Below are 17,749 nucleotides of genomic sequence, written 5' to 3'. Positions count from 1 at the left end.
CCTTAGCCGGAGCGAACTAGCTGTTCGCTTTGTCCCAGCGCGCTCCTTCCGGGGTCAGGTTCAAAACGGAAACCGCGTCTGTTGCTGGCGCGTTCGAATTTGGCTGCGCAATCATGTCTGCAAAGGCCATGCTGTTGTCGGTGTCCGTAACTTCAGCAATGTGGCGGACCGGATTGCCAGACCACACGGTGTCAGCTGGCAGCGTCTCCTGACGCATCACGAGCGAACCTGGAAATACCGTCGTGCGTTCATTAACGGTGGCGCCTGGCAGCACGAAGCTGTTCGGTCCCAGGGTTGATCCGGCTTTGAAGGTGACCTTTTCCATGGACATCACACGGTCGTGGAACAGGTGGGTTTGCAGCACGGTGCCACGGTTGATGCTCACGCCGTCTTCGAGCGTGATCAGGTCAAATTCCGGCAGCCACCAGGTTTCACACCACACGTTCTTTCCAATCTTTACGCCCATCAGACGTGCCCAGGCATTGAACATTGGGGATCCCAGGCACATGCGGATGAAGCTCGGGACCGCGAGTGATTCGGAAAAGACGTCGAAAAGCTCGCCGCGCCAGACAAAGCTGCAGAACAGTGGCTTGTTGACGGCCTTGAAACGGCCAATCAGAATCCACTTCAATGCCACGGGCAGGAGGGTTGCGAAGAGGCCGGCAGCGAAGACAACCGGGTAGGACGCGATCGCCGCAGTGATCAGGCCTTCGACTCCCATGCCACCTTCGATGTAGATCCACGTCAGCGCCCACACGATGGCGAGATCGATGTAGCCCGCGATGATCGCAGGGATCAGACGGCACAGCTCCACGCACACTCGTGCAATCTGCAGGTGCATTGGTGGCTGGTACGTCGCCGCTGCATCTGCCTCAACTTTGGCGCGCGGGATAGGCTCGCTGCTTCGGCCGAGCCAGCTGGTGCCGATGGCCGGCTTCGTCGGCACGGAGGAGAGAACGGCGACCAGGGAATCGTCGGGAAGATCGCGGTCAGGGCCGATGATCGCCGAGTTACCCACGAAGCTCTTTTCGCCAATCACCGAGCTACCGACATGCACCCAACCGTTCTTGTGGCGGGTGGACGAGATAAGGGCGTGGTCAGCCATGAAGCTGCCATCACGGAACACAGTGAGGTGCGGGATGGTCTCGATGGTGGAGATTTCCACGTTGCGTCCCACCTTGGCGCCCATCATGCGCATGAACGTCGGGGTGAAGAAGGATGCGTAGATGAAGTACGTCGAGACGAGGGTGCGCTGCAGACAGGTGTGAATGATCCAGAGCGACAGTCCCACAGAGCTGTGGGAGGCAAAGTAGCCAGGTCGTACGAACACCGAGGCGATGCGAACAGTGAGGATCACGAGGCTGAGCCACGTTGCGATCGTCAAAAGTACGAAGACCGGCAGCCACAGGGCGAAAATTGGGAATACCTGGTCGTACCACTGATTGTGGATCACTGGACCCAGCACGAGCATGCCACCAGGAATAAGCGCCAGCACCGGCATCACAGTCAGCCACAGCACTGCCGCCTGGTAGCCGAAGAAGTTGCGCATTGGAGACCAAACGTGCACCTGATCGATGTCCTCAGGTCGCTGTTCTGGCCACGCTTCATCAGCTGCGCCCATGCGGACGATCGGTGAACCACCCCAGGTTTCGTTCGCCGGAATGGTTCCGGTGATGCGAGAACCTGGGACAATCTCGGCGCCTTCTCGCACATGCGCACCTGGCATGGCGATACAACGCTCACCAACGCGCGAACCTTGATCCAGGGTTACTTCGCCGAGAATAAAACGGTCGCCATCAAGCCAATAGCCGTTGAGGTCCGCCTCTGCTTCGACGCTGACTCGGTTGCTAATCGTGAGCAATCCGGTAACGCTTGGTGCGTGGTGCAGGGTGCAGTCGTTGCCCACCTTGGCGCCTAGGGCGCGGTGCAAGGTGTTGGCCATTGGAGATCCATAGATCTTGTCGAACTTCAGGTGCTCCAAAATGCGCTGAGCTGCCCACACTCGCATGTGCACTCCCCCGCCTCGGAGGTATTCGCCCGGTTTCAAGTTGCGGTTCAGCAACCTGATGGAAACCGTCGCGATCAGCATGCGGCCTGGGGTGGAGAACAACAGCAGCCAGCCCAGCAGGATCGGCAGCACGGGAACGCGTGGCACCCAACCTGCGGAGAAGAAGTAATACAGGGCCGCGACAACAGCCAGGATGCCGACCATGTAGCGAGCAGCGTTGTAACCGTACAGCGCTGCAACAGTCAGAGCCTGGATCCAGCCAGCGGATGCCGGGATTGGTTCCGGTTCGCGTCGCTTGTTTCCTGCGGCGCCTAGTGACGTGGCGTAGTCGTACATCTCCTGCAGCGTTGGATGCGCGTACAGGGCTGCGATATCGGCACCCGGGTACTGTTCGCGCAGCGCTGTGACCAGGCGCGCGATTGCCACTGAGCCGCCGCCCAATTCGAAGAAGTTAGAGGCCGGGTTGAGCGGAACCGGTCCAAGCTGGTCGAGCCACAGGTCGGCGAGCCACTGCATGTGCTCAGGAACATCTTCCTTTTCGTCGCCTGTCGACGGCAGTGGCCACGGCAGCAGCTTGCGGTCAACCTTGCCGGAGGTCTTCATCGGCAATTGGTCCATGACGCACAGGCTTGGGACCACGCCACCAGGAAGGCGCTTGGCCAGCAGCGGGCGGATCTCATCGAGGTCGATCGTGGCGCCTTCTTCTGGCGCAAGGTATCCGACCAGCACAGATGTCCCGGCCTTCGTCTTGTGAACTGCTGCAGCACCGGTGCGAATGCCTGGCATCGCGGTGAGGTGAGCGTCCACCTCGCCGAGTTCCATGCGCTTACCACCGATTTTGATTTGGTCGTCGATACGTCCCGCAAACACGAGACCCTTCTGTTCTGCACGAACCAGATCGCCGGTGCGGTAGGCGCGCTCCCAACCCATCGACGGCAGCGGCGCGTACTTCTCCGCGTCCTTAGCCGCGTCGAGGTAGCGACCGAGGCCGACACCGCCGATGATCAGCTCGCCGGTCTCGCCCCACTTGACTGGGTTGCCCTCGGTGTCGACGACGACGAGTTCCCAGCCTTCGATTGGTCGGCCAATGCGCACTGGTGGCTCAGTGGTGAGGAGTTCAGCGGTTGCGATGACTGTTGCTTCGGTTGGGCCGTAGGTGTTCCATACCTCTCGACCTGGAAGTTCGTACTTTTCGATGAGCTCAATCGGGCAGGCTTCGCCGCCAAAGATGAGCAGGCGCACCTTGTCCAGGGCCTCAACCGGCCACAGGGAGGCCAGTGTTGGAACGGTGGAAACTGCGGTGATGTTTTCGGCGATAATCCAGCGTCCGAGGTCCTCGCCAGAACGAACGATGTCGCGCGGGGCGGCCACTAGGGTGGCGCCGGAACGCCAGGCCAGCCACATTTCTTCGCAGGAGGCGTCGAAGGCGACGGACAAGCCTGCCATGACGCGGTCCCCTGGTCGCAGGTGCTCTTGAGACAGGTAGAAATCCGCCTCAACATCCACCAATGCCGCCGCGCTGCGGTGGGTGATTGCTACGCCCTTTGGCTTGCCGGTGGATCCGGAGGTGAAGATGATCCAGGCATCGTGGTCGAGTGTCGGACGCGCCGGTGTGGCACGCTCATCGCGCTCACGCAGCGTGGTCAGGGAGAGGTCGGCACCGTAAACCGCGACGACGTCTGCTTCCTCCCACACGGTGTTCGCACGCTCGTCGGGGTCGTCCCAGTCGACTGGAACGTATGCTGCACCTGCGCAGATGGTGGCCAAGATTGCCACGTACAGGTCGGTGGTGCCGGACGGCACGCGAATGCCGATGCGGTCGCCGAGACCGATTCCGTGGCTGGCCAACACCTCATGCTGCTTTGCGACGGCTGCGCGAAGCTCTGCGTAGGTGAGCGTGCCGTTCGCGCCCTCGATCGCCACGGCATCCGGGTGAGAGGCCATGGTCTTTTCCACGATATCTACTAGCGTCCGCTCGTCGGGGACGGTGCCCACACCGTAGATCGCGAGTTCGGGATGATCGATCCCTTTAAGTCGCTGTGCTTCTTCTTCAGGGGTGAGCACACCAGTACTGTCAGTTTGCATTACGTCTTGTCCCTTCAAACAGGCTCCCAGAGTCTAAGGGTTTCTTACCTGTAAAAGTGTTGAACGATTTAAATGCTCATACTTTTCTTAACTAAATGGACGCTTATCAATTACACACGGACACATACTATGCATCCAGAAAAACACCGGTCGCAAGTATCAAATCTGACACATTGCACCGTTGCACTGCACAAATTCCTTTCCGTCAGTTAATGACAAATTTGGAAGTTGCAATGATTTCATACATTTCAATCCATTGCCAAGCTGCACTTTACCCACTTTCCTCAGGATCATCACAACTAACAGCGAGTTTTTCCTTAGGTTAACCTGAGGTAAATGCGATATTGCAATTGAATAACGGAGCATGCATTGTTGATACTCTAGCTGACATGCAAAAATGCCCCCTCCTTAAGCAAAGGAGAGGGCTATGAAGAAAGCCTAAAGGTTAAAACCTTCCCATGAATTTTTCAGCTAAGCAGTTATCCAATTTTTACATCCTGGCCCGCTAGTTGCTGTTCGAGCGCGAGGAGCTGTGGAACGGTGTAATGGTTCACGTTCGCAGGATAGGACTCTGAAACACGCATGAAGCCTTGGCCCCGATAGAATTGGGCGCCAGCTCGAGCGCTCGCCAGGGCATTGTAGGATCCATCGCTGCCGTCGTCGTTAAGGCCCGTGACCCAGCCGAGCCGCACCGATGCCTTCTGCTCCGGCGTCGCGGAGTTGTAAACGTTGGCAGGAGCGCCACCTCCGCCGATCATTGTCGCGCTCTCGCCCACCCACTCTGGGTAGCGTGCCAGGATGCCGTAGGTCAGCATCTCCGCTCCACCGGAGTAGCCCATCCACACGCTGTTTGTGGCACTCAGCCCATAGCGAGAGTAGATTTCCTGCTGCAACAATGCTCCCAGCCAAGCTCGATTGCGCGGGATATCCTCCCACCACGTGATCGACCCGACGGTATCTGGCGACTTTGGCACCACATAGATTGCATTGTGCCGGTTTGCTACGTCCGCCAAACAGGATGTGAGTCCATCCGGGTTGTCGTATTCCCTGCCACCATCGCCATGCAAGCGCACGACCACGCGGACTGGCTTTGAGAAGTCAACGCCACGAGCAAAAAGGTGATAATTTCCCTTCACCCCATTGGCAGTGAAGGACTTGTTCAGCTCGACCCCCTGCGCCCCAAACGGCGCGTTCACCGCAGTCGCACCAGCCTGCCAGACCTGACAATCCACCAGCTGAGGTGGTGGCGGAGGGGTTGGGAACCCAGCTCCCCCATCAGAACTCAGCGACGAGCCTCCGTAGCAGGCTTGCGGGAACGCCAATGCAGTCACCGCGACTGATGCAGCAACCGCCGTACGTCGACCAACGCGAGTAAATAGCTGCGATAAAAAAGTCACCGCTACATAGTATCGCGAAAACCTAATATTTGGGCGATGAAAAATGGTTCTTAGTAGCGTTCAGGCTCGTCACCGAGCTCAAATTCCCTACCCGATACCTCACGAGCAGTGATCTTGACGAAGTTGTACTTCAGGGTCGGAATCCATGGCTTCAATCCCAGCGAATCCGCGTAGTTGATATCGGCCGTAGCAGTCAGCAGATTGGCCTCGCCGCGGACAACCACCGACCACGCCTTTCCATCGACCACTTCGTCAGCCTCGAACAGCACTTCATTATTAAGGGCAACGGAAAACAGCTTCGATCCTTCTGCAGAGCGGAAGTAAATATCTTCGCCGTCGACCACAAAGTTCAGTGGGAAAATGTCGAACTCATCAGAACGGTGCACGACGAGGCGACCGAGGCTAACAGACTTGAGCTTTTCGAATGATGCGGCGCGGTCAAGGGACGTGATTGCGGAGTTATCAGTCATAGTGCCATTCTTCCATTTTCGGAAGATCGCGGGCACTGTCGCCATAAAGTGGGGGTAAAGCAAAAGGTCCACCTTCCAAAGAAGACGGACCTTAAATTCAAGTGGAGCTAACGGGACTCGAACCCGTGACCCCCACACTGCCAGTGTGGTGCGCTACCAGCTGCGCCATAGCCCCTTAAAGCTTCCTTGACATTACACCGGCGCAAATTACAAATACAAATTTGCAGGTCATGCATACAGATTAGCGTCTGAACGGGGCTGACACGTAGGATAATCCCCATGTCACAACCGCCGATCCGTCTCACCGATTCATACGGACGCGTCGCCCGCGACCTTCGGGTATCGGTCACCGATCGGTGCAACCTCCGCTGCACCTACTGCATGCCGGCCGAAGGAATGCAATGGATCGAAGACTCCCGCATCCTCACCCTGGACGAGCTCGCACGCCTCGTTCGCATCGGCGTGGAGATTCTCGGCATCCGCTCCGTGCGTTTCACCGGTGGCGAACCTCTTTTGCGTCCAGGCCTAGAAAAGCTCATCGCAGCCACCTCAGCGCTCACCTGTGATAACGGCGAGAGTCCCGATATTTCGCTCACCACCAACGCATTGAGCCTAGCGCGCCATATCGACGCCCTAAAGAATGCCGGACTCAAGCGCATCAACATTTCGCTAGATTCCCTTGACCAGGAGCGTTTCGCAGCCCTCACCCGTCGCGACCGCCTGCACGACGTCCTCACCGGCCTCCAAGCCGCCAAGAAATCTGGCCTGGGACCTATCAAGGTGAACACGGTAGTCATGCCGAACACCAACGAAGAGGACATCGTTCCCCTCCTCGACTACTGCCTGGAAAACGGTTTCCAGCTCCGATTCATCGAGGAGATGCCACTGGGACCTCCACAGGTGTGGGATCGCAACATCATGGTCAAGGCGTCCGACATCAAGCGCGCCATCGAGGAGAAATACCACCTGACACCAGCATCTGGGCAGCGAGCATCCTCACCGGCAAAGGTGTGGGACGTGCGTACCTCTGAGTCCGGCCCTATCGTTGGGCAAGTCGGCATCATCGCATCTGTGACAAAACCATTTTGTGGCGACTGCGACCGCACCCGACTCACCGCCGACGGCCAGATCCGCAACTGCCTATTCTCCCGGAGAGAGCTCAACCTGCGTGAACTGCTGCGAGGCGGAGCTAGCGACCAGGAATTAGCCGAGGCTTGGGCCGGCGAAATGGCCCGAAAACTGCCAGGTCACGGCATCGACTCCCCCGATTTCCTCCAACCACAGCGAGGAATGTCCGCCATCGGCGGCTAACCCCTCAAGGAGAAAAATATGGACATTACCGTCAAGTTCTTCGCAGCCGCCGCAGCTGCAGCAGGCACCGACTCAACCGTGGTCACTGTCCCTGCGGGCGCGAGCATTGCCGACGTCATTAGCCAGGCAACCAGCGGAAACGAGCAACTTTCCAAGTTGGCCGACTTCTGCGCAGTGCTTGGGCCAGAGGGCTTCATTCGCGACCGCTCAGTGGAAGCGAAGGTGACGCAGCTGGAACTGCTGCCACCTTTCGCCGGCGGTTAGGAAATCTTTCCCGTCCTTGGGCAAGCCTTCCTGGGGTTTTGCCGGAAAACCTGTCCTAATAGGGGAGGTTTTTCCTCCCCTCCGAAATCTTTCCCGTCCTTGGGTAAGCCATCCTGGGGAAACGCCAGAATTCGTGCCCAATTAGGGGAAAGATTTCTACGGCAGGTTCGACCATTCCTGGTCGCCATCGCTGAACTGCTGCAGCTTCCACACTGGAAGCTGCTTTTTCACTTCTTCCACCAGGTCACGAACAGCGTCGAATGCCTCGGCGCGGTGTTCCGCGGAAACGGCAGCAGCAAGCGCGATGTCGCCGATCTGCAGGCGCCCAATTCGGTGAGCGACAAACACACCGTGGATTTGGTCGCGCTTCGCGATCTTTTCTGCCAGTTCCTGCAGGATGCTGTTCGCAATTGGGTGTGCGGAGTAGTCGAGGTAATCCACGTCCCTGCCACCGTCGTGGTTGCGGACGACACCGATGAAGGTCGCGGTGGCACCGGCGCGCGGGTGGCTGACGGCACCTAGCATCGCTGCCATATCGACGGGATCTTCTCCGACCCAGGACTGTACAATCTCATTCATTAGGGCATCCTCACCGGGTAGAAGGGCAAAACATAGACATGTTGATTTCTGTGGAAGAGTATACGGAAGCTCTTACCCGGGACATCGTCCCGGTCGGTACTGAGCGCCTGCCATTGGGCGCGGCGCTGGGACGCGTGGTGGCGGTTCCGGTCGTCGCGAAGCTTGCTGTTCCACCTTTTGCCAACTCGGCGATGGATGGTTTCGCGCTCAACGTTGCCGCTGATGTGGCGCCGGGTGCATCTTTTGATGTTGTCACCGATATTCCTGCTGGCAGCGCCCCCACTTCGTTGCCCGAGGGTAAGGCTGCACGCATCATGACGGGTGCGCCGGTCCCGGAGGGTGCTACGTGCGTCGTGCCGGTTGAACACACGGATTCTCAGCCTGGCCCCCGCCCGTGCCCACCACAGGTGACCATCCATGAGCCCGTGACAATTGGACAGCACATTCGCCCCGCTGGTGAGGATATCCAGCCGGGTGTGGTGGGAATTGAAGCTGGTACTGTCCTCACAGCTACGGCGCTCAGCACGGCCGCCTCGATCGGTCATGCCGAAGTTGAGGTGTATCGTCGCCCGCGAGTCGCCATCGTATCCACTGGCTCTGAGCTGGCGGAACCCGGTCAGGCGCTGGAACCTGGCCAGATTCCAGATTCGAATTCCATCTTGCTGCAGGGTTTGCTACCAGGCTGGGGTGCTGAGGTCATCGGTATTTTCCGCGCTTCCGATGTTGCTGGAAACTTCGCTGAGGTGCTCGCTAAGGCGGCAACGGAAGCCGACGTCGTGGTGACAACTGGTGGCGTATCGGCTGGCGCTTATGACCCAGTGAAGGAGCTCGCGGCCTCGGGGAAGGCGGAGTTGCAGTTTGCCAAAGTGAACCAGCAACCTGGAAAACCACAAGGTTACGGGCGCATTGGCGATGCCAAGCTCGTGGCCCTTCCCGGCAATCCGGTCAGTGTGTTCGTTTCCGCAACGATTCACCTGCGTGCGGTTCTCGCGAAGCTGCAGGGCACGGTGTCCGAGCACCCGGAGTTCTTCGTGCCAGTGGCACAGCGCATTGAGTTTAAGGGCGGGCGACGTCGCTACGTGCCGGTGCGCGTCGATAAGGCAGCTGGGTTTGTGCACGAGAAGGGCCTGGGCTCGCACTTGGTGGCCAGCTTGCACCTCGCCAACGCGCTGCTGGTGCTTCCGGAAGAAGGCATTACCCTCGAACCTGGCCAGCTGTGCCCGGCAATCGCAATTTAGGAGAAAAAATGAAATTCACCCACCTCAACAATGACGGCCGCGCTTACATGGTCGACGTCACCGAAAAGACGCCAACGATCCGCACGGCCACGGCAAAGGGCCAGGTCACTTGCTCTGCCGAGGTACTCGAAGCCCTCAAGAACGGGACGGTACCTAAGGGCGACGTCGCCGCAGTCGCACGCATCGCAGGTATCGCTGCTGCGAAGAAGACCCCGGAGCTGTTGCCACTGGCCCACATCATCGGTGTGCATGGTTGCGCCGTTGAGGTCGAATTCGGTGACACTGCCGTCGAGATTGAGGCGACCGTTCGTACCGCTGACCGCACGGGCGTGGAGATGGAGGCGCTCACCGCAGTGACGGTGGCTGCGCTGGCGGTAGTCGACATGGTTAAGGGCGTCGACCGTAGCGCGAAGATCGAAAACTGCCGAATCACCGCTAAGTCCGGTGGCCGATCCGGCGATTGGGTACGCCCAGAATAGTGTTTGACCTCATCATTTTGGGTGGCGGTCGCGCGAGCCGTATGGGCGGTGGCCAGAAATTGGCCCGCCTGCTGCACGGTCGCCGTCTCATTGACTGGCTGCTTGCCGACGCCCACGCCATTGGTGCCCGCCCCATCGTCGTCGCCCCCGACGACCTCGAACTTGAGAGCGGCATCAGCCGTGCACTCGAGGACCCGCCTTTCGGCGGCCCAGTCGCAGGTATCGCGGCTGCTTTGGCACTGTGCAGGTCGGAACTGGTGGGCATCGTGGGCGGCGACGCTCCCCTAGCTGCGCGAGTGCTTCCGGTGTTGGCTGACCAGCTAGGCGAGCACGACGCAGTGCTGGCACAGACACCCGACGGGCAGCGCCAGCAACTGCTAGCTGTGATTCGTCGAGAAGCGTTGGAGCGAGCGGTGGCAGCGCTAGATACCCCGCGGGATAAATCCGTGCGTGCGATGTATCGCGGACTTGATTGCGGGACGGTCGATGTCCCGGCATGGACCATGGACGCCGACTCCCCCGCTGACTTGGCGCAGCTCAGCGAGCTATCACGCCATGTGATCGCTTCCGACGAGCTGGGATAGTACATGCTCGATCAGTGGCCCGACGACGGCCACTGTATCCTTCACACCACCCGTTGATCCCGGCGCGTTCACCAGGAATGCCCCGTTCTCGCCACGCTCTGTGATGCCCACGAGCGCGCGAGAGAGCCCTGCCAGTGGCGTCTTTTGCAGTCCAAAGGCCCGGATTTGCTCCGCGATGCCCGGCAGCTCGGCTGAGAGAAATGGTTTCGTGGCTTCTGGGGTGAAGTCACGAGGCGTTACGCCAGTGCCGCCCGTGGTGAAGATGAAGCGGGCTCCGTCGTCGAGTGCTGCCTTGATTGCGCCTTGGATTTCGGGGATGTCATCAGTAACCACGATCGGGGGCGGGCAGGAGACGTTAAATTCAGCGAGTTTTTCCACCGCGAGTGGCCCAGACTTGTCCTCGCGGACGCCCCGGGCGCAGCGATCAGAAATTGTGATCACAACACCTTTAATTTCATTTTCCATAATCATTACTCCTACCTTCACTTTTGCTATTTACGATCAAATTAAATTCAAATTAGCCACTTTTTAAACCCTTCTTAAGTGATATGTCACATACTTTTAATTAGGGAACAAAAGCGTTTCGTTAATCATAATGCAACCAACAGTTCAGATAATACGCTTTCTAAACTCAGGTTTTTCGGTACGCTCTAGGAGACAATACTTACACCTCCGAGGTGCGGAAATGTGTGCTTTGGAGCTGACGAAAGGTCACCACATGTCAACGCTAGATACTTCTGGCCGCGTCATCAAGGGGTGGGATACCACCACGGATGACGGTTGGGATAAAAGCATTTCCTGGCGCACACTCGCAATCTCCACCTTCTCTCTCACTCTCGGTTTTTGCGTCTGGTTTTTGGTTTCCGCCATCGCCCCAAAACTGAATGAAATTGGATTTCATCTCTCCGCATCTCAGCTGTATTGGCTCGCCGCGATTCCTGGTTTGTCGGGTGGCTGCATCCGCCTGATCTACATGTTCATGCCTCCACTCATCGGCACGAGAAAGATGGTCGGATTCACTTCCCTGCTGTTCATCATCCCGATGGCTGGCTGGGGCTTCGCAGTAACCAACCCGGAAACCCCATACTGGTGGCTCCTCATCCTCGCTGCCATGACCGGCATCGGTGGTGGCTGCTTCTCCGGATACATGCCTTCCACCGGCTACTTCTTCCCTAAGCGCATGTCCGGCACCGCCCTCGGCCTGCAGGCTGGTATCGGCAACTTCGGTGTTTCCCTCATTCAGTTGATGGCACCGTGGCTCATGGGCTTTACCCTGCTGGGCATCGGATTCGTGGCACCGCAGCGCACCCCAGGAAACACCGACATTTGGGTCCACAACGTGGCCTTTTTCTTCATCCCTTGGGCAATCCTTGCCTCGGTTTTCGCGTTCATGTTCCTCAAGGACGTGCCGGTGACCGCTAATTTCAAGCAGCAGCTGGACATCTTCGGCAACAAGAACACCTGGATCCTGACGATCATCTACATCATGACCTTCGGCGCTTTCTCCGGCTTCTCCGCCCAGTACGCGCTGCTGGTGAACAAGACTTTCGGCGCTGCCTCCCAGTTCGCCCAGACCTACAACCCAGCTGACCTGCCAAAGGGCGCAACCTACGCCTTCCTCGCTCCGCTCATCGGCTCCTCGGTTCGCGCAGCTTGGGGCCCACTGTGCGACAAGTTCGGTGGCGCAATCTGGACCTTTATCTGTGGCGTGGGCATGACCATCTCCACGATCGTCGCTGGTTTCTTCCTCAAGCCATCTAGCCCAGATGACTTCTGGTGGTACTTCGGCGCCATGCTCGTGATGTTCTTCTTCGGTGGCCTCGGCAACGCCGGCACCTTCAAGCAAATGCCAATGATTCTCCCACCTCGTCAGGCTGGTGGCGTCATCGGTTGGACCGCGGCGATCGCATCCTTCGGCCCATTCTTCGTCGGTATCGCCCTGTCCAGCATGGACGCCCAGCTCTTCTACTACTGCTGCGCAGGCTTCTTCGCCTTCGCCACCGCCCTGACCTGGATCTTCTACGCCCGCCCAGGCGCACCTTTCCCAGGCTAAGCCAAGGAGCAATGAAATGACGCAAACTAATCCCCTGTTCAACCTCGGCGGGTTCCTCCGCAAAGGTCAGGTAAGCGACGACTCCCGCCAAATCTTCCTGCAAGGAGGCCGGGAGGCGGACAAGTTCTACCGCCAGCGCTGGTCCCACGACAAGGTCGTGCGTTCCACCCACGGCGTGAACTGCACCGGTTCCTGCTCCTGGAAGGTCTACGTCAAGGACGGCGTGATCACCTGGGAGACCCAGGAAACTGACTACCCAACGGTCGGCCCACACATGCCTGAGTACGAGCCACGTGGCTGCCCTCGTGGCGCAGCTTTCTCCTGGTACACCTACTCCCCAACCCGCATCCGCTACCCATACGTTCGCGGCATTTTGCTGGACTACTACCGCGAGGCCAAGAAGCGCCTCGGCGATCCAGTGCTGGCATGGCGCGATGTGGTGGAGGATCCCGAGAAGTCCAAGGCCTACAAGCAGGCCCGTGGCAAGGGCGGCCTGGTCCGATGCAGCTGGGATGAGGCCATGGAAATGGTCGCCGCAGCTCACGTTTACACCGTGAAGCAGTGGGGCCCGGACCGCATCGCGGGCTTCACCGTGATCCCGGCAATGTCCATGATTTCCTATGGCGCCGGTTCCCGCTTCTACGAGCTCATCGGCTCCTCGATGCTCTCCTTCTACGACTGGTACGCCGACCTGCCAATGGCTTCGCCACAGGTCTTCGGCGACCAGACCGACGTGCCGGAGTCCGCCGACTGGTTCAACTCCGACTACCTGATCATGTGGGGCTCTAACATCCCACTGACCCGTACCCCGGACGCTCACTTCATGACGGAAGCCCGCTACCACGGCCAGAAGGTCGTCGCGGTCTCCCCTGACTACGCGGACAATACCAAGTTCGCCGACGAATGGCTGCGCATCCACCCAGGTACCGACGGCGCTCTAGCCCTGGCAATGGGGCACGTGATCCTCAAGGAATTCCACGTCGAACAGCAGACTCCTCGCTTCATGGAGTACATGAAGCGCTTCACCGACTCGCCATTCCTAATCAAGCTGGAGCAGGTGGACGGCCAGTGGGTACCAGGAAAGTTCCTCACCGCTGCCGAAGTTGGCGGCAACCTGCAAGAAACCGAGAACTCCGAGTTCCGACCACTGGTCATGGAGGCCGACGGCTCCATCAAGGATCCGGGCGGCACCCTCGCTGACCGTTACGGTGAGCAGGGCGTGGGCAAGTGGAACCTCAACCTCGATGGTGTGGATCCGGTCATGTCCGTGTACGGCATGCCCGGCAGCGAAACTGCCGAGATTTCTTTGCCACGCTTCGATCTCCCCGCAGACAAGAACAACCCGGGTCCGGTGGGCGCGGGCGTCGTGAAGCGTGGCGTGCCTTGTCGACGCGTCGGTGAGCACCTGGTCACCACCGTTTTCGACGTGCTACTTGCTCGCTACGCTGTGGCCCGTGACGGCCTGCCAGGCGAGTGGCCAGCAGACTACACCGATGCTTCCACCCCAGGCACCCCTGGCTGGCAGGAAGAGCACACCGGTGTTCCTGCGAACGCCGCGATCCGCATCGGCCGCGAATTCGCGCAGAATGCGATCGACACCGAGGGGCGCTCCATGATCGTCATGGGCGCCGGCACGAACCACTTCTACCACTCCGACACGATCTACCGCACCTTCCTCGCGCTGACCACCATGACCGGCTGCCAGGGCGTGAACGGCGGCGGCTGGGCGCACTACGTCGGCCAGGAAAAGGTTCGCCCGATCACCGGCTGGCAGCAGTTCGCCTTCGCCCTCGACTGGGTCCGCCCGCCACGCCACATGATCTCCACCGGCTTCTGGTACCTCACCACCGAGCAGTGGCGTTACGACGGCACCGAAGCAAATCGCATCGCCTCCCCGCTCTCCCAGGGTTCCTTCGACGGCAAGACCACTGCCGACACCCTGGTGGAAGCATCCCGGCGCGGCTGGATGCCGTCCTACCCGACATTCAACCGTAACCCGCTGCTGATCGCGGAGCAGGCTAAAGCACAGGGCAAGGACATCAAGGAATTCGTTGTCGAGCAGATCGAATCCGGGGAGCTGAAGTTCGCCGTGGAAGATCCGTCGGCACCGGAGAACTTCCCACGCATCATCGCCAACTGGCGCACCAACCTGCTGGGCTCTTCTGCGAAGGGTGCCGAGTACTTCTACCGCCACATGCTGGGCTGCGATAACTCAGTCCAGGGCGAGGAAGTGCCGGAGGATCGCCGACCAAAGGAAATGGTCTGGCGTGACGAGGCAGCTGTAGGCAAGGTGGACCTGATGTTCACCGCGGACTTCCGCAACACCTCCACCACGCTGCACTCGGACATCATCTTCCCTGCTGCCACCTGGTATGAGAAGAACGACATCTCCTCCACCGACATGCACCCATACGTGCACGCCTTCAATGCGGCGATCAACCCACCATGGGAAGCACGCAGCGACTTCCAGATGTTCCAGGACCTGGCCGGCCGCTTTAGCCAGATGGCTAAGACGCACCTGGGCACCCAGACTGACGTCATCACTGCGCCGCTGAACCATGACACCCCAGAGGCCATGGCAACGCCACAGGGTAGCGTCACTCCGTGGGAGTCCACCCCAAAGATCCCTGGCGTGACCATGCCAAAAATCATTCCGTTCGAGCGCGATTACACCACGGTGATCGATAAGTTCAACTCGATTGGTCCGCTGCCTGAGAAGGTTGGCCTGATGACCAAGGGCGTGAAGTTCGATCCGACGCGCGAGATCCAAGAGCTGAAGGAAATTAATGGCGTCGATAAGGCGGGCCGCGCGCTCATCGACACCGACGTCAAGGCCGTCGAGATGGTGCTGCGTCTGTCCGGTACCACCAACGGTCGCCTGGCCACGGAAGGCTTCAAGAACATCGAACAGCGCACCGGTACCAAGCTGTCGGACCTGTCCGAGGAAGAAGCTGGTAAGCGCGTAACCTTCGTGGATGTCTCCTCCCGCCCAACCCCGGTGATCACCTCGCCGGAATGGTCCGGCAGTGAGCACGGCGGTCGCCGCTACAACGCCTTCGTGATCAACATCGAGCGTTCCAAGCCGTTCCACACGCTCACCGGTCGCCAGCACTACTACCTAGATCACGACTGGATGCGCGACATCGGCGAGGCTCTGCCAGTCTTCCGACCACCACTTGACCTGCACCACCTGTACGGTGAGTCGGCCATCGGCGCCACCAGCACCGGCGCAGACGGGGTCGCAGAGGTGGCCGTGCGCTACCTGACCCCACACAACAAGTGGGCGATCCACTCGCAGTACTTCGACAACCTGCACATGCTGGCACTGTCTCGCGGTGGCCAGACCGTGTGGATGTCCCCTGCAGACGCTGCGAAGATCGGTGTGAAGGACAACGACTGGGTGGAAGGCTACAACCGCAACGGCGTCATCGCCGCCCGCGCAGTTGTGTCTCACCGCATGCCGGAAGGCACGGTGTACATGCACCACGCGCAAGAGCGCACAGTGGGTGTGCCGGTGGCCGAAACCTCCGGAAAGCGCGGTGGTATTCACAACGCCCTCACCCGCATCCTGATCAAGCCATCGCACCTCATTGGTGGCTACGCCCAGCACGCCTATGCGTTTAACTACACCGGCCCGACCGGCAATCAGCGCGACGAAGTCACCATCCTGCGTCGCCGCTCCCAGGAGGTTGAATACTAATGAAGGTCATGGCACAAATCACCATGGTCATGAACCTGGACAAGTGCATCGGCTGCCACACGTGCTCAGTCACCTGCAAGCAGGCCTGGACCAACCGTGGCGGCACCGAGTACGTCTGGTTCAACAACGTCGAAACCCGCCCGGGTGTCGGCTACCCGAAGCAGTGGGAAGACCAGGACAAGTACAAGGGTGGCTGGGTTCGCACCAAGGACGGCAAGCTCAAGCCTCGCTCCGGTGGACGCTTGAAGAAGCTCGCCACCATCTTCGCCAACCCGGACATGCCAGATCTGGACGACTACTACGAGCCATGGTCCTACGAGTACGACAAGCTCCTGTCCACTCCAGCGGGCGCAAAGCACGTGCCTACCGCACGTCCGGTCTCGCAGCTCTCGGGCAAGCCAATGGACACCATCAAGTGGTCCTCCAACTGGGATGACGACCTCGGTGGCTCTCTGGAGACCATGCACGAAGATCCCGTGCTGCAGAAGATGAACGAGCAGGTCAAGACTGAGATCGAGAACGCATTCATGTTCTACCTGCCTCGCATCTGCGAGCACTGCCTCAACCCAACCTGCGTGTCTTCCTGCCCATCGGGTGCGATGTACAAGCGCGTGGAAGACGGCATTGTGTTGGTCGACCAGGATGCATGTCGTGGCTGGCGCATGTGCGTCTCCGGCTGCCCTTACAAGAAGGTCTACTTCAACCACGCTTCTGGCAAGGCCGAAAAGTGCACCTTGTGCTACCCACGCCTTGAGGTTGGCGAGCCAACCATCTGTTCCGAAACCTGCGTCGGCCGTCTGCGCTACCTCGGCGTCATCTTCTACGATGCCGATCGCGTCGGCGAGGCCGCTGCCACGGAAAACGAGCACGACCTCTACGAAGCACAGCGCGCGATCATGCTGGATCCACACGATCCGGCAGTGATCGAAGGCGCCCGACGCGAGGGTATACCGGAATCCTGGATCGAGGCTGCTCAGCAGTCCCCTGTCTGGAAGCTGATCTCCGAGTACAAGCTGGCATTGCCACTTCACCCGGAGTACCGCACCCTGCCGATGGTGTGGTACATCCCTCCACTGTCCCCAGTGGTCGATGCTGTCACTGCCTCTGGCAACGATGGCGAAAACCACCGCATCCTGTACACCGCAATCTCCACGATGCGTATCCCGCTCGAGTACATGGCCTCCCTGTTCACCGCAGGCGACACCGCCGTGGTGGAAAAGGTGCTGCGTCGCCTGGCTGCGATGCGTACTTACATGCGCGAGGTCCGCACCGGACGCGAACCATCACCGGAAATCGCTGAAGCAGTGGGCCTTACCGGCGAGCAATTGGAAGCGATGTACAAGCTGCTTGCGATCGCCAAGTACGACGACCGCTACGTCATCCCAACCGCGCACACCGAAACCCCTGCCGGCATCGCCGCCATGGGATGCGCAGTGGAGGATTACGTGGGCAACGGCGCCGACTTCGCTGCCCAGTTCCACGGCGTTCCTGCCACGGAAGTCGCTGCAGGCTCCGGTACAGTTCCGCTGGCAAGCTGGGAGCCAGGCACCCGTCCTGACTCAATGTTCCCGAGGAATTAAC

Annotated in this window: 13 protein-coding genes and 1 tRNA gene; 8 read left to right on the top strand and 6 right to left on the bottom strand. The window is 59.5% G+C overall.

Features of this window, described 5'->3' with window-relative positions; genetic code table 11:
- Window positions 1-16 precede the first annotated feature (16 nt).
- From WG939_RS08260 to WG939_RS08245, 4 genes are all read right to left on the bottom strand, one after another.
- The gene (locus tag WG939_RS08260) at window positions 17-4,093 is read right to left on the bottom strand and encodes a Pls/PosA family non-ribosomal peptide synthetase (RefSeq protein WP_339984632.1); all 4,077 of its coding nucleotides are present in this window, start codon (window positions 4,091-4,093) and stop codon (window positions 17-19) included.
- A gap of 479 nt (window positions 4,094-4,572) precedes the next feature.
- Complete coding sequence (locus tag WG939_RS08255; RefSeq protein ID WP_339984629.1) at window positions 4,573-5,490, bottom strand: hypothetical protein; 918 nt, start codon at window positions 5,488-5,490, stop codon at window positions 4,573-4,575.
- A 50-nt stretch (window positions 5,491-5,540) separates the two neighbouring features.
- A complete protein-coding gene (locus WG939_RS08250) occupies window positions 5,541-5,960 on the bottom strand; it encodes a pyridoxamine 5'-phosphate oxidase family protein (RefSeq protein ID WP_339984627.1) in 420 nt (139 codons plus the stop codon).
- Window positions 5,961-6,062: 102 nt separating this feature from the next.
- Window positions 6,063-6,135: transfer RNA gene (locus tag WG939_RS08245), tRNA-Ala, on the bottom strand.
- A gap of 104 nt (window positions 6,136-6,239) precedes the next feature.
- Between WG939_RS08245 and moaA the strand changes: the two genes are divergently transcribed.
- Window positions 6,240-7,271, top strand: coding sequence for a GTP 3',8-cyclase MoaA (gene moaA, locus WG939_RS08240; protein WP_339984624.1), 1,032 nt, complete (start codon window positions 6,240-6,242; stop codon window positions 7,269-7,271).
- An 18-nt stretch (window positions 7,272-7,289) separates the two neighbouring features.
- Window positions 7,290-7,535 carry a MoaD/ThiS family protein gene (locus WG939_RS08235; protein ID WP_339984622.1) on the top strand — a complete coding sequence of 82 codons (246 nt, stop codon included), beginning with the start codon at window positions 7,290-7,292 and terminating at the stop codon, window positions 7,533-7,535.
- A gap of 156 nt (window positions 7,536-7,691) precedes the next feature.
- On the opposite strand, the gene WG939_RS08230 is transcribed toward WG939_RS08235, so the two are convergent.
- Window positions 7,692-8,114, bottom strand: coding sequence for a molybdenum cofactor biosynthesis protein MoaE (locus WG939_RS08230; RefSeq protein WP_339984620.1), 423 nt, complete (start codon window positions 8,112-8,114; stop codon window positions 7,692-7,694).
- Window positions 8,115-8,152: 38 nt separating this feature from the next.
- On the opposite strand from WG939_RS08230, the gene WG939_RS08225 reads away from it, so the two are divergent.
- From WG939_RS08225 to mobA, 3 genes are read left to right on the top strand one after another with little or no spacing between them, the layout of a single operon-like run.
- Window positions 8,153-9,352, top strand: coding sequence for a molybdopterin molybdotransferase MoeA (locus WG939_RS08225; RefSeq protein ID WP_339984617.1), 1,200 nt, complete (start codon window positions 8,153-8,155; stop codon window positions 9,350-9,352).
- An 8-nt stretch (window positions 9,353-9,360) separates the two neighbouring features.
- Window positions 9,361-9,831 (top strand): cyclic pyranopterin monophosphate synthase MoaC, encoded by a 471-nt coding sequence (moaC, locus tag WG939_RS08220; RefSeq protein WP_339984615.1) that lies wholly within the window; start codon window positions 9,361-9,363, stop codon window positions 9,829-9,831.
- The gene (mobA, locus tag WG939_RS08215) at window positions 9,831-10,415 is read left to right on the top strand and encodes a molybdenum cofactor guanylyltransferase (RefSeq protein WP_339984612.1); all 585 of its coding nucleotides are present in this window, start codon (window positions 9,831-9,833) and stop codon (window positions 10,413-10,415) included. Before moaC ends, mobA begins: the two co-directional genes overlap by 1 nt.
- Here mobA and WG939_RS08210 read toward each other — a convergent pair.
- Window positions 10,380-10,856 carry a MogA/MoaB family molybdenum cofactor biosynthesis protein gene (locus WG939_RS08210; protein WP_339984610.1) on the bottom strand — a complete coding sequence of 159 codons (477 nt, stop codon included), beginning with the start codon at window positions 10,854-10,856 and terminating at the stop codon, window positions 10,380-10,382. The two genes, mobA and WG939_RS08210, sit on opposite strands and share 36 nt — an antisense overlap.
- A gap of 277 nt (window positions 10,857-11,133) precedes the next feature.
- On the opposite strand from WG939_RS08210, the gene WG939_RS08205 reads away from it, so the two are divergent.
- Genes WG939_RS08205 through narH form a run of 3 tightly spaced genes read left to right on the top strand, consistent with a single transcriptional unit; the run spans window position 11,134 to window position 17,748 of the window.
- Window positions 11,134-12,468: a nitrate/nitrite transporter gene (locus WG939_RS08205; RefSeq protein WP_339984608.1), complete on the top strand. Its 1,335-nt coding sequence runs from the start codon at window positions 11,134-11,136 to the stop codon at window positions 12,466-12,468.
- 16 nt (window positions 12,469-12,484) lie between these two features.
- Window positions 12,485-16,168: a nitrate reductase subunit alpha gene (locus WG939_RS08200; RefSeq protein ID WP_339984606.1), complete on the top strand. Its 3,684-nt coding sequence runs from the start codon at window positions 12,485-12,487 to the stop codon at window positions 16,166-16,168.
- Window positions 16,168-17,748 (top strand): nitrate reductase subunit beta, encoded by a 1,581-nt coding sequence (narH, locus tag WG939_RS08195; RefSeq protein ID WP_339984604.1) that lies wholly within the window; start codon window positions 16,168-16,170, stop codon window positions 17,746-17,748. Before WG939_RS08200 ends, narH begins: the two co-directional genes overlap by 1 nt.
- The last annotated feature ends 1 nt before the right edge of the window (window position 17,749 follow it).

The sequence above is a fragment of the Corynebacterium sp. H130 genome (assembly GCF_037572395.1).
Lineage (GTDB): Bacteria > Actinomycetota > Actinomycetes > Mycobacteriales > Mycobacteriaceae > Corynebacterium.
This window is presented reverse-complemented; position numbering and strand designations above follow the sequence as displayed.

Coding starts and splice junctions, on each gene's coding strand:
- WG939_RS08200 (WP_339984606.1), top strand. CDS start 12,485: ATGACGCAAACTAATCCCCTGTTCAACCTCGGCGGGTTCCTCCGCAAA.
- WG939_RS08250 (WP_339984627.1), bottom strand. CDS start 5,960: ATGACTGATAACTCCGCAATCACGTCCCTTGACCGCGCCGCATCATTC.
- narH (WP_339984604.1), top strand. CDS start 16,168: ATGAAGGTCATGGCACAAATCACCATGGTCATGAACCTGGACAAGTGC.
- WG939_RS08235 (WP_339984622.1), top strand. CDS start 7,290: ATGGACATTACCGTCAAGTTCTTCGCAGCCGCCGCAGCTGCAGCAGGC.
- WG939_RS08205 (WP_339984608.1), top strand. CDS start 11,134: ATGTCAACGCTAGATACTTCTGGCCGCGTCATCAAGGGGTGGGATACC.
- WG939_RS08225 (WP_339984617.1), top strand. CDS start 8,153: ATGTTGATTTCTGTGGAAGAGTATACGGAAGCTCTTACCCGGGACATC.
- moaA (WP_339984624.1), top strand. CDS start 6,240: ATGTCACAACCGCCGATCCGTCTCACCGATTCATACGGACGCGTCGCC.
- WG939_RS08260 (WP_339984632.1), bottom strand. CDS start 4,093: ATGCAAACTGACAGTACTGGTGTGCTCACCCCTGAAGAAGAAGCACAG.
- WG939_RS08230 (WP_339984620.1), bottom strand. CDS start 8,114: ATGAATGAGATTGTACAGTCCTGGGTCGGAGAAGATCCCGTCGATATG.
- moaC (WP_339984615.1), top strand. CDS start 9,361: ATGAAATTCACCCACCTCAACAATGACGGCCGCGCTTACATGGTCGAC.